Raw genomic sequence first — 11,917 nt, 5'->3', positions numbered from 1 at the left:
TGTAATTATTATTTTAGAAGTGCTAATGCTTCTGATTCAGAAGCACCATGATGGACGATCGACATCAATGCTTTCGTCATGCCAGCAGGGTTGGGATGCTGAATTACATTGCGCCCGTATACAATGCCCGATGCACCTTGCTTCATTAACTCCACCGTACGGCTCATGATTTCCTCGTCACTCGCTCTACCGCCGCCACGAACCAATACCGGAATACCGGAAGCAATTTCAATCACACGATGATATTCTTGAACATTGTCACATGGATCGCCTTTAATAACATCAGCACCCAATTCAACGGCCTGTCTGACCAAAGGTAGAATTTTCTTAATATCTCCATCGACCATATAGCCGCCTTTGGCCTCATTCGCCAGCATTACTAAAGGCTCAACCATTAAAGGCATCCCGTATTTCTCTGCGGCTGTTTTCAAAAGGCTTACATTCTTAGCACATTGATAATGCAGCTCAGGCTGATTCGGTAAAAGCAGCAAATTCACACAAACCGCTACTGCATCCAAACGCACTGCTTGCTCAATAGCCCGATCAATCAACTCACTGAATAAGAAGCGCGGAAGCTCACTCCCATAAATATTAGCCACATCTGTTCGCAATACTAAACCCGGTTTTTGTTTACCTGGAATGGACTGTAAATGTCTCGCTTGACCTACACTTAGTTGAATACAATCTGGATTGGCATCTACAATGGTTTCAATTGCCTTATTCATATTCTCAATACCTGCTAAAAAAGAATACTCATTAAAAAAACCATGATCCACAGCCACATCAAAGCATTTCCCCTGCGCACTAAACATTCGGTTCAATCTTGGTTTATCCGTCATTATTCATTTCCTCCTATTGTTCGTTATGAACATTAAATGTTTGTATATAACATAATTTTAAGTTAACTTCTAACATTTGTCTAGCATTAAATCTCACCTTTTCATCCCCTTGTAAAATTCGACCCCTTATGGTTTAATCATGCTAAATAAGTAAACAAAATCAATCATATAATTTGTTTTTTTCAGACAAGGTGGTAAATACGATGTTTCAAATAGACCATTCTAGAGCAGCCTACACATTAAATAGCTTTGCGAATGCGCTCAATCAGCAAGCCATCGCGTTTAACATTCACTACTGGGGAATCGAACCCTTTCATTTAAAAAACCCGATGCATAAGCACTCCTTTTACGAAATTTGTTATGTAATCGATGGGCAAGGTGTTTATAGTGATGATGGAATCCAGTATGCTTTGGATACAGGAACCTTGTTTTGTTCAAGACCCGAGGTCTGGCATCAAATCAGCAGTCCAAAAGAAATGTATCTAGTCTATGTAGCCTTTGAAGTTGATCCTCAGCAATCGAATAAAGAGATGTTAGAACGCTTTAATACCTTATACCGTACCCAGCATTTCTTTCTCCCTCATAGCGAAAATACAGTATCCGCCTTATTATGGACGGCATTAATCAAACAATTCGAATCCCCTGATCTCTTAGTCAAGGAGAATATTGTTTCTATTGCACAAGCTCTGCTGCTCTCCTTCTATACGGCTTTCACGGAGCAAGAGGAGAAGTTAATTCAGCTGCCTAGGGGCAAGGCGTCCGTTTATTTGTTAAATCAAGCTAAGACATTTATTAGAGATAACTTAATTCAACCCTTGCAGCTCGATACTTTAGCGGGTTATTTGCATATATCAGGTCGACATTTATCCAGGCTTTTTACAGAAGGGACAGGTCAGAACTATGTTTCTTTCGTGCAATCCGAACGTATTAAGTCCGCAGCCAATTTACTTAAATACACGAATGACCCTATTAAAGATATTTCGGAGAAAGTAGGATTTAACTCAGTTCACTATTTTACAAAAGCATTTTCTGGAAAAATGGGTCAGCCCCCTGGTGAGTATAGAACCGAACAATCGCAATTATAGAATCAAATTATAAACTTGTCTTAAAATGACAAAGGTTTGTCGTATTTTTGTAAAGACGATTCGATAGTATTTCTCTTATAATTTGAATATAGAAGATAAATATTGCACCTTAAAGGAGCGTTTACGGATGATTACATTAGAGGATGTTGAGTTTTATAAAGAAAATGGCTATTTGTTAGTAAAAGGGGTTTTTAATCCGCAAGAAGTTGAGGAAATGAGAAATGCCGTTGAGCGAATTCTAGTTAAAGCGGCTGCAACTAAATTTGATAGCAATGCTGCATGGCAGGGCGATTATCTTCCCCCCGATGAAATGAAAAAACTTGTGCTTAAAGGCTTTCATGATGTGCATTATCACGATGCCTCTTTCACCAAAGCTGCGATTCATCCGAAAATGGTAGACGTTTTGTCGCAAATTATTGGACCTAATGTCCAGCTTCATCATTCTAAAATGCTTGTTAAGCCGCCAGAGAACGGCGCTGCTTTTCCGATGCACCAAGATACACCTTATTTTCCTCATGAAAAACATACAATGCTGGCAGCTAGCGTGCATTTTGACGATTCCGATATGGAAAACGGTTGTCTCTGCGTTATTCCTGGCTCGCATAAAGCTGGTTTATTGGATCACGTCGGCAAATTTTACCTAAACCATAAAGAATACCCGCTTAGCATGGGAACACCTTGTCCAGCTAAAGCAGGCGATGTATTATTCTTCAACTATTTAACGATTCATGGCTCAGATGCCAATCGCAGCAATCGCACAAGAAGAAATGTTTTATTCCAATATCGCGATCCTATGGATTTCCCAACAGAGGAAACTCATGTGAATTGGGGCCAAGGGCTGATGATTTGCGGCGAGAATTTGGTTTATAAGGAATACAAAGGAGCTTACTAAGTTACTTTAACTGCGACCAATCAAATACAATGAATAGCTCTTTGTAAGATCGGTTAGATAGATCTCGATAAACGTTTTGGGCATCCTGAGGGGAGACCTTTCGCACTAGACCATCTAATGAAACTCTCCCTTCCTGAAGCCACTTAGCGGCGATTTGCAGGTTTGTGAAAATACTATGTGGTTGACGTTCATTAGAAAAAGTCGGAAGCTCCCACTCCCACCCGCTTCTTAGTACAGCATATTTATGAAACACTTCCCAAGCAATATCATGTGCGGTGAGATCTGTACGCTTTTTCCATGGCACTCCAATCATAACTACCTCTCCACGCATCTGAACAGAGCGCAATCCATCTAGTAAAGCTTGTTCATGCCCTGAGCATTCCAGCACTAATGCAAAAGGCTGCAGCTTCTGCCCATCTGCGGAAATGGAAGAATACACATGGGTTATGCCTGATTGCTTCAAAGCTAGAAGTCTTTCCTCGTCAGGGTCACAAACCGTAACCTCATAACCAGAGATGCCAAATATATGAGCAGCCAAGAACCCAACCGGACCTGCCCCCATTATTAGGACACGGTCACCGGGCCGTGCATGGGTGGTTGTCAGAGTAGTCATACTTACCCCCATTAACCGCGCAATCGTTCCCTTCCATTCATCCAAGCCTGCTGGCAGCAAGAATGTCCACTCCGCTTTAAGTATTTGCTGCAAACAGTGATTTCCCATCGAAAAAATTAAATCTCCCAGCTTAATGTGCTTAACTTGCTTGCCAATCCGAATAACTCTGCTTACAGCTGCATAGCCGGAAATCTTGGGAAAAGGCGGTTCACCCAAATAACCGGAGTTTATTTCAGTGCCCGGACTGATTAAGCTAAACAAGGTCTCAGCAGCTATTTCATCTACATCAGGTTCTCCGACTTCTCCGACTTCCAATAATTCCGCTTTTGCATATTCTGTAAAAGTTATTGCATAGTTCATTTGCTTTCCTCCATTTGGATTCCAGCCTTTTCAGCAACACTTCTAATATAATTAGCTGCCTTTATATATTCCGCTTCCGAGCTTAAATGCTCCAGCATCAAAGGCGTATCGCGATGCAAACCGTTTAATTGCTTTAGAAAAACCTGATAATCCAGAGCGCCTGATCCAGGAATGACTTCATCTAAATGAAAGCTTGAGTGAGTAGTAAGCTTAATATCCTTGGCATGACAGCTTTTGATATAAGGTCCCAATTCAGTGAAACATTCCGTCAATAATGCCGCATTCTGAAAATAACTTCGGGGAGATACGATTAAATTTACAGGATCGAGGTGAACAGCAAAGCTTTTGCGATCAATCGCTTTAATTAACCTTACATAGCTCTCGACAGAATCCGGGAAAACCCACTGCATAGTTTCCAGCGTATAAAAAGTATGCTGTGGTTTAACTGCATCTACAATACTGCGAATGGTATCAACAATCAAAGCAAATGTATCTTCGCTCAAATTCGCCGCATAAGCTTCATTCCAAATCTCGCCCCGAGCCCCTGCTATATTAACACAGCATTTAGCGCCTAGCATTTCCGCATATTCAAGCCTTTCTTGGCAATAATTAATTGCCTTTAATCGTTTGTCATCGTCAAGATCAATGGGATTGCTCCAAGCACCGACCTCAGCAATCAGCAAATCCGCTTTTTCGGCTTCCTTCTTGTAGGCTTGAATTAACTTTTCATCCCTAATATCAAGCGCTGGAGAGTATGCTGCGGTATAGCCTGCTGCTTTGTGTGCTTTCACCCACTCTATAGGATCTTTTGTATCCACGAATATCGGCCCGCCAAGTCTCATTCTATTTCACACCTTTCCTAATCGATTTATATGTAATCTTCTCTTGTTAAAAATATACTTTAATCCAGTAAATATAAATGTCCAATAATCTTAAAAATATATCTGAAAGTCCCAGACTCTGTTAACATAAGGAATGAAGATAAGGAGTGTGAGCGGATGTATTTGTGGGAGAGCTTTCCTGAAAACATGATTAAATTGAGGTTTGCAGATGTTGGAAGAGGCTATGCGAATGATGGTATTATCCATGAGAAAACCGTCCCTTTTGTAATTGTAGCCCAAGCCATTACAGGTCAATACGAGGTTGCTTCACCTCTAGGCAACGTCACAGCATCTGGGACTGAGGTCTTTCTCGCCCCGTCTAATTTACCGTTAAAGATTACCCATAGAAGTCAGCCCGATAAAGCCACTATGTCTTTTCAGTATATCCATCTCGAATTTATGCTTTTTGAAACTATAGATATTTTCTCTGTTTATACCCTGCCGTTAAAATCGGACAAAGAGAAGGGACAGCAGCTTGGTGCAATAATAGCTGAGTTGCTTCATCTCCAGGATGTCTCCACAAAAGAGCTTGCAATAAGCCATTTATTACAGCGTAACGAGCTTACTTCACGGCTGTTAAACATCTTATTAAGCCTATGCCATCCACCTGATGATGAATTAATCAACTATCAAATTTACCAATCCGTTGTCCCTGTTTTCACTTATATTAAAAAACACTTGGCAAGCTCCATTACTATGGATGATTTAATCCCACTAATGCCATTATCTCGTTCAGCTTTCTTTCAGTTTTTTAAAAAGCACTTTAAGAAAACGCCTATGGACTATTTAAAATCTATCCGCCTAAACGAAGCCTACCGTCTATTGTGTTATTCAGACAGATCGATTTCCAAGATCGCCGATGAAACGGGCTTCAGCAATTCCTATCATTTCAGCAGGGAGTTCCGTAAGTACTTTCATAAAACCCCCTCTCAAGCGCGAATAACACATCGGGATTTAATCGATTCGAAGAGTCTTGCTTAATCTTCCATCAACTCTGCCTCTACAAGGCTCTTGGCCGCTGTATTTAAGCGCAATGTTTTAATTTCAAACTTACCTAGCTCAACATTTTGTTTAATCCCAAGCGCTGGAATCGTTAAAGTCGTGGCTCTTGCTGTACCTGTTGGCTCAAATAAACGAATGATATAGTCATCCGATAATTCAGCTCTTTTGAAGGTGGATAAGAGCACTGTTGAATCGCTTAATGTTAGTGCATTTTCAGGCGCTTCTCCTGCTCCTGAAGGAAAGAAAGAAAGCACAAACGGCTTCTCATTTAATGAGAGAGCTTCACGATCTATAACGTCCATCCGTTCTGAGGCTTTACCCGCATTAAACCAGAAGCGATATAATCTTTCACCTTGATCAATTCGACTGGAATAACGATCCTGTCCCATGATTGGACGGTCCCCGATTGGATGTCCTGAATAGCCGGCAGAGCGCAGCAAGGAAATACGTACTTCTCCATCCGCATAATCAGATCCGTAGACTCCATCATTAATGCAAGTTAAGGCTAAATCCTGTTTTTGATCTATGATAGCTGCCCATTTTTGCGAGACGGCTTCATTTCCGTCATTAGGCAGCTCATTCCGCCCATAAGCAACCTGCCCCCAATATTCCCCGTCTGAGAATGGAGTTGGAATGGAAAGCTTGAGCATTTTGCTTTTTTCATTCCAGTGCACACGAATATGGACCTCAATTTCAGTTCCCTTTTTCGGCAGCTTGTAGGTCTGTATGATGAAAGAATCACCGTATTCAAACAAGGCTTCCACCACTGTACGAACAGCTCCATCCTCAATTACACGCACAGATTCCAAGCGGCTTCCACGAATGCCTGAGAAACGAGTCCCCTCATCTGCAGACATCAGCTTAAAGGCACCTTCTACATTACGAAAACTTAATGCCTGCGTTTCCCAAGGGTCGTCATTGTCATCGATCACAATCGGTACAAATGCATTGGGCTGAACATAATCCACACCATTCGCACAGTAACGATCCATAAAGCCCGTTTCGCAGTTGATGATAATGTCCAGCTCCTGCGTTTTAAAACTAATTTTCCCGTCTGCTGGCTGGAGCTCTGGAGCTGGTTTTTGCGGCAACACCTCTAAACGTACATCGAAGCGATTCATCTGGCCTGGCTCCAGCTCTGCCTGAAACACAGCCCGTTTACGCCAATCCAGGTTCAAATTGCTTAGCTCCTTTTCAGCTTGCGAGGCAATTTGAACCCCATCCTTATAGACCAGCGGCAGTGAGAATTCATCCTTCCAATTCTGATCGGCGAGCTGAAACTCACATTCAAAAATCCCGACAACTTTATACGGATGCGGATTATAGATCAGGATTGGAATTTCATTTTCTTCCGCTTTTTTCTGACCGCTTGCCAAGGCAAAAAAGGCACGCGCTTTAAGTCGTGAGACGATTTCCAGCCCATGGTCCACCAGTCGCAAGGAAGCTTCTTCAACAGGCTGAATCGATGAGCCCGGCAACACATCATGAAACTCAGTGACCATTAAATCGCACATAGCTTCATGAATCAGCTCATAAGGATAAGCCGTTAAGCCTTGCAATGTGGTATGAGACAGCATTTTTTCGAGCATATATATTTCATTTTCAAGCAGTCGGTGTTTTTGCTTAATTCGGATTTGTGAAGTGTAGCAGCCAGGTGCCCAAGCATTTACATCCTTTTCGTGACGAGGCAAGCTAGCTTTTACAACACGCAATTCCTTAAAAAATGCTTCTGGCGTTGAGTGGATAATTTGGACGTCCTTGGTTTCCTGCATTAGCAGCTTGAGCTTCTCTAAATCTTCTCGTGACGGGCCGCCGCCATGATTGCCTACACCCCAAAGCACAGAACCAATCGGCTGATCCGCTGTTTTAGCAATCCATTCAAGTACCTTCTCGTCTGCCTTGCCACGAGGAGAATTATAGAATTCATCTGCACGATGACCGATAATTTCTGAGCCATCATAGCCCACCCAAACAAAATCACTCGCCGGAAGCTCGCAGTCCTTCTGTGAAGGGCGACAAAAAATGTAAGAGTCAAAACCCGCCTTACTCATAATCTGCACTAACCCACGCGTATGGCCAAACGGATCAAAATTAATCGCTGTCGTCGGCTTTACACCAAATTTGTCCTGAAAATAGTTGCGCCCCAGCAGCATCTGGCGAACAAATGACTCCCCGCTAGGCATATTGCAATCCGGCTGAAGATACCAGCCACCCATGATGTGCCATTTCCCTTGTTTAACCAGCTCCTGAATGCGGGCAAATAACACAGGCTCATATTCTTCGACCCATTTATAAAGCGTCACCTCATTATGATTAAAAATAAACCCGTCAAACTCCTCACACAAATCGGCTGCAACACGAAATGTAGAAATCGCCTCCGCTGCACCTTCTTCCCATTCCCATAGCCAAACAGGATCTAAATGCGCATTGCTTAGTAAATGAAAATTTTTCATTATAAATGCCTCCTCTTATTTAAAAGATATCTTATAACCTATATTAAGCTTTTAGACCCACTTGTAAATATCTTTAATAAAATAATTTTGTATCTTTAATAGTTGTGTAATTTGCATATCTCCTGTATCTTTAATTTATAGGCAATCACATAGAATATGGAGTGATCCAATTGAGTCTCGCACCAAAAAAACCAATCTACAAGCAAATTATCGATGATTTTAAACATCGTATTTCAACCGGAGAGCTTAAACCAAACGATCCAATTCCGTCACAAACAGAACTCGCTCTTATCTATAAGACAAGCGAAATGACCATGCGTAAGGCGTTAGCCTTTCTTGTTGAGGAAGATTTAATAATCCGCATACGTAAAAAAGGCAGCTTTATTAAGGCGGCCTCTAGAATGATTGAATCAGATGCGAATTCACTTGCGTTAACCAAAATATACTTTGTACATCATAATATTCTCTCCAGACTGCTCAATGACGGCTTCTATTTAGCGATGTTGTCTGGAATTGCTGAGGTGTGCACCAAGCATCAAATTGAATTTGCGATTTATAACATTGGCGACAACCTTCAATTACCGGATGATTTGGATGCAGGTTATATTCTTTTTGGCTTATTCGATGAAAAAAGGGCCGAGTTCATGAGCATCGTCACCCAGTGGAAGCTGGAAAAACGCAAAATGCTGACGATCCAATTTTATTTCCCTCATCTGGAAATCCCCTACATTGCTGGAGATAACTTAGCGGGAGGTTATTTAGCTACTCAGCATCTTCTGGACTTAGGCCACACTCACATTGGTATTATTGTTTCAGGCAAGTCTCAAATGGAGATTTACTCCGATTTCTCCTTCCGCTTACAGGGCTATCGTCTTGCACTTAGCAATCATAATATTGCATTTGATCCTGATCTAGTCATTGTAAAAGATTGCAGCGAAGAAACAGAAGTCTCCGGTTATGAAGGCTTCAATGAATTAATGGAGCTTGCCGAACCACCGTCTGCTGTTTTTGCAGCGAGTGATTACAAAGCCATTGGTGCTATTCAAGCAGCTAACCATCGCGGGTTAAAGGTGCCCTCTGACATCAGCATTATCGGATATGATGGACAGCCTATTGGCCAGTGGACATCACCGCGACTTACAACTGTCGACCAGAATACCTTCCAGTTTGGCAAACAAGCCGCGGAAATGCTGCTTTATGGTGATACAAAGCTTGGAAATTCTGAGGCACAAGTATCTCCCCATTTAATCATTAGAGAGAGTACTCAGAAATTTGGTGAAAGTAAGTAAATTATAATAATGATAGATTTCATTACATGAAACCAGCTTTTTGGTGACATTTCAATTGTCCATTACCAAATGATGCTGTAAACTAGATATATTCTTGATCTGTTAGGGGTTGGAAATGACTAAACTGCCATTGCCTAAAAATGTGTATGAAAAGCTCGCATTATTCCGATACCGCATTCGTAAGTTTATTCGCTTCAGTGAGGAAGCAGCCCGCGGAAAAGGACTTACACCACAATACCACCAACTTATGCTATCGATAATGGGTTTTCCTAATAGAGAGTATGCCACACCAAAAGAACTAGCAGAACGATTGCAGATAACTCGCCACGCTTGTCTCGAATTAATAAATCGTTGTGAAGAGCTGGAGCTGGTGCAACGTTTTCCAAATCCAGAGGATAAGCGCAGTATTTTCATAGGGCTAACCGATGCTGGTTTAAGGATACTTGAAGAGTTGTCCGAAATTCACCTAGACGAATTAACGAGAGCAGGATTACTAGAATTTCAGCAGGACTCCTAGCCGCTCAGATGATTTTCTGGAATTTCTCCTGTTAACAAATGGATTCAGCTTTGTTTTTATGGATCACATGGAATTCCTCCAGATAGATAAGCTGGCTGCTTCAATTTATGAAGCGGCTTTTTTATTGCCCAGGAAATTGTACTAGCCTAGCGAATAAAGTCGGTTTGTGGCGCTATTGAGCTAGAACGACTCAGGCTTACATTTGTTTATACTCGCACTTCTATACATGTTATATAACCTAACACAAAGTATTGACTTTATCGTAGAACGATGTATATTAAAAGATAAATAATACTTCTGCATAATACATGATTAAGCAATTACTGCTAGAGTTCCGGGGGTGTGAAATGGAAACCAAAAAACAAGCACGGAGGATAGTTTCCGTAGATAAAGGTATTGAGCTGTTGCTATTGCACAGTGAAAGACAACCTATCGAAAATGTTTCCCTTGCAGAGTCCGTCGGACGAGTTCTTGCAAATGACTTTTTCAGTACATTCCCCTTACCGTCTTTTCGTAAGGCTGCCATGGATGGATATGCTGTTACATTTAGCGACATTGCACATGCTACCCCTGATAAACCAGTTGTAATGCGGGTAACCACTGAAGTTAAAGCTGGAAGCATGGATCTGCCTGCAGGGGATCATCCAGCAGTTCGAATTTATACAGGAGCTCCAGTTTATGAGCAATATGATACTGTTATTATGCAAGAGGCTGTCGTCGCTTCAGAGGAAGAGGGGATTCCGTTCATACATTTCCCATTTCCATCCGAACGAGGCAAACATGTTGCTGAGATTGGCGAGGATATCTTAGAGGATACATGCATTCTTGTTAAGGGTACTTTATTAAGCGCTAAAGAAATAGTCATCCTGGCTTCTTTTGGAGTTCAGGAAATTGAGGTATATCGCAAACCAACTGTAGCTGTCATCCCAATTGGAGACGAATTGCAATTGCCTGGCGAGACATTGCGACCTTATCATTTGTATGAATCAAATGGATTTATGCTGGAAGCGAAGTTAAAAGAACTGGGAGCCAATTGTATTCGGTATGCCCCGATTCCTGATGAACCCGCTTGTATAAGCCGTACCATCCAACTCGCATTAAATTATGCAGATTTTATCATAACCACCGGAGGTGTTTCCGTTGGCAAGTACGATTACGTCCTCGATGTTATGGAAGAAATGTCTGCAGAACCCTTGTTTACAAAAGTCTCCATGCGACCTGGTGCTCCTACATCCGCATTTAAAGTGCAGAATAAAATAAGCTTTCACTTATCCGGGAATCCCTCCGCTTGCTTTGTTGGTTTTGAACTTTTCGTCAAGCCAAAGCTTCTATTCCAATTAGGCTGCAACAAGTATCAAAACGATAAAATTGAAGCTAATCTAGATGGTGATGTGAAGAAACCAAGTGCTTATCCGCGATATGTGCGTTCATTTGCCGAAATTAGAAAAGGGACACTTTATGTTACTCCGTTATCTAAGGACCAATCCGGCAATATAGCTGCCTTTGCTAATGCTAATGCGTTATGCTTGATTCCGTCTGGCGGGAATGGTGCTGCAAAAGGGCAAATGGTTCAAATGTTATGGATCTAGTTAATTGATAAGCACAACAAAAAGCACCGCAAGCTGCGGTGCCTATTTTTGTCTATTGATGTATCACCTTATGATTTTGACGCTCATAGAAGCGTTCGGGATCCGTAACCTTAAGCAGCTCCGATCACTGACTAGGGAGAGTCGCCCGCTCATTTGCGTTTACCCTCGCAACGAGCTTTGAACCGGGGTCATCAGGGAGGCTTCGGCGTAAATCTATGTTAGGAAGTTGTTCGCAATGGTCTTATCTATATAATACCCCTTTTAAATTAATTCAACCTTAAAAAGAAATGAAGATTTAATAAAGGTCATTATATTGGCATCTTAATTTTGTGCTAAATTGAATGAACATCGTCTATTTAAGGCAATGGCAATCCTCTTTATAATAAGGGCATAAGCA

At 41.6% G+C, this 11,917-nt stretch carries 10 protein-coding genes; 6 read left to right on the top strand and 4 right to left on the bottom strand.

From position 1 onward, the window contains the following. Positions 1 to 8: 8 nt before the first annotated feature. The gene (locus EHS13_RS06670) at positions 9 to 839 is read right to left on the bottom strand and encodes a class I fructose-bisphosphate aldolase (RefSeq protein WP_155699592.1); all 831 of its coding nucleotides are present in this window, start codon (positions 837 to 839) and stop codon (positions 9 to 11) included. A 203-nt stretch (positions 840 to 1,042) separates the two neighbouring features. Between EHS13_RS06670 and EHS13_RS06665 the strand changes: the two genes are divergently transcribed. Then, positions 1,043 to 1,924 carry an AraC family transcriptional regulator gene (locus EHS13_RS06665; RefSeq protein ID WP_155699591.1) on the top strand — a complete coding sequence of 294 codons (882 nt, stop codon included), beginning with the start codon at positions 1,043 to 1,045 and terminating at the stop codon, positions 1,922 to 1,924. A gap of 127 nt (positions 1,925 to 2,051) precedes the next feature. After that, complete coding sequence (locus EHS13_RS06660; RefSeq protein ID WP_155699590.1) at positions 2,052 to 2,816, top strand: phytanoyl-CoA dioxygenase family protein; 765 nt, start codon at positions 2,052 to 2,054, stop codon at positions 2,814 to 2,816. 1 nt (position 2,817) lies between these two features. On the opposite strand, the gene EHS13_RS06655 is transcribed toward EHS13_RS06660, so the two are convergent. Continuing rightward, positions 2,818 to 3,789 (bottom strand): zinc-binding dehydrogenase, encoded by a 972-nt coding sequence (locus EHS13_RS06655; protein ID WP_155699589.1) that lies wholly within the window; start codon positions 3,787 to 3,789, stop codon positions 2,818 to 2,820. Next, positions 3,786 to 4,631 carry a sugar phosphate isomerase/epimerase family protein gene (locus tag EHS13_RS06650; protein WP_155699588.1) on the bottom strand — a complete coding sequence of 282 codons (846 nt, stop codon included), beginning with the start codon at positions 4,629 to 4,631 and terminating at the stop codon, positions 3,786 to 3,788. The genes EHS13_RS06655 and EHS13_RS06650 overlap by 4 nt, the downstream gene beginning before the upstream one ends. A gap of 156 nt (positions 4,632 to 4,787) precedes the next feature. Here EHS13_RS06650 and EHS13_RS06645 point away from each other — a divergent pair, with 156 nt between their 5' ends. Next, positions 4,788 to 5,651, top strand: coding sequence for an AraC family transcriptional regulator (locus tag EHS13_RS06645; RefSeq protein WP_155699587.1), 864 nt, complete (start codon positions 4,788 to 4,790; stop codon positions 5,649 to 5,651). On the opposite strand, the gene EHS13_RS06640 is transcribed toward EHS13_RS06645, so the two are convergent. Continuing rightward, the gene (locus tag EHS13_RS06640) at positions 5,648 to 8,125 is read right to left on the bottom strand and encodes a glycoside hydrolase family 38 N-terminal domain-containing protein (RefSeq protein ID WP_155699586.1); all 2,478 of its coding nucleotides are present in this window, start codon (positions 8,123 to 8,125) and stop codon (positions 5,648 to 5,650) included. The two genes, EHS13_RS06645 and EHS13_RS06640, sit on opposite strands and share 4 nt — an antisense overlap. A 170-nt stretch (positions 8,126 to 8,295) precedes the next feature. Here EHS13_RS06640 and EHS13_RS06635 point away from each other — a divergent pair, with 170 nt between their 5' ends. From EHS13_RS06635 to EHS13_RS06625, 3 genes are all read left to right on the top strand, one after another. After that, complete coding sequence (locus EHS13_RS06635) at positions 8,296 to 9,414, top strand: GntR family transcriptional regulator (protein ID WP_155699585.1); 1,119 nt, start codon at positions 8,296 to 8,298, stop codon at positions 9,412 to 9,414. Positions 9,415 to 9,529: 115 nt separating this feature from the next. After that, complete coding sequence (locus tag EHS13_RS06630; RefSeq protein ID WP_155699584.1) at positions 9,530 to 9,931, top strand: MarR family winged helix-turn-helix transcriptional regulator; 402 nt, start codon at positions 9,530 to 9,532, stop codon at positions 9,929 to 9,931. Positions 9,932 to 10,278: 347 nt separating this feature from the next. Further along, positions 10,279 to 11,520, top strand: a complete 1,242-nt coding sequence (locus EHS13_RS06625; RefSeq protein ID WP_162462988.1) for a molybdopterin molybdotransferase MoeA — start codon at positions 10,279 to 10,281, stop codon at positions 11,518 to 11,520. Positions 11,521 to 11,917 lie beyond the last annotated feature (397 nt).

The sequence above is a fragment of the Paenibacillus psychroresistens genome (genome assembly GCF_009728935.1).
Taxonomy (GTDB): domain Bacteria; phylum Bacillota; class Bacilli; order Paenibacillales; family NBRC-103111; genus Paenibacillus_AC; species Paenibacillus_AC psychroresistens.
The sequence above is the reverse complement of the archived record's forward strand: the minus strand, read 5'-3'. Positions and strand labels throughout refer to the sequence as shown.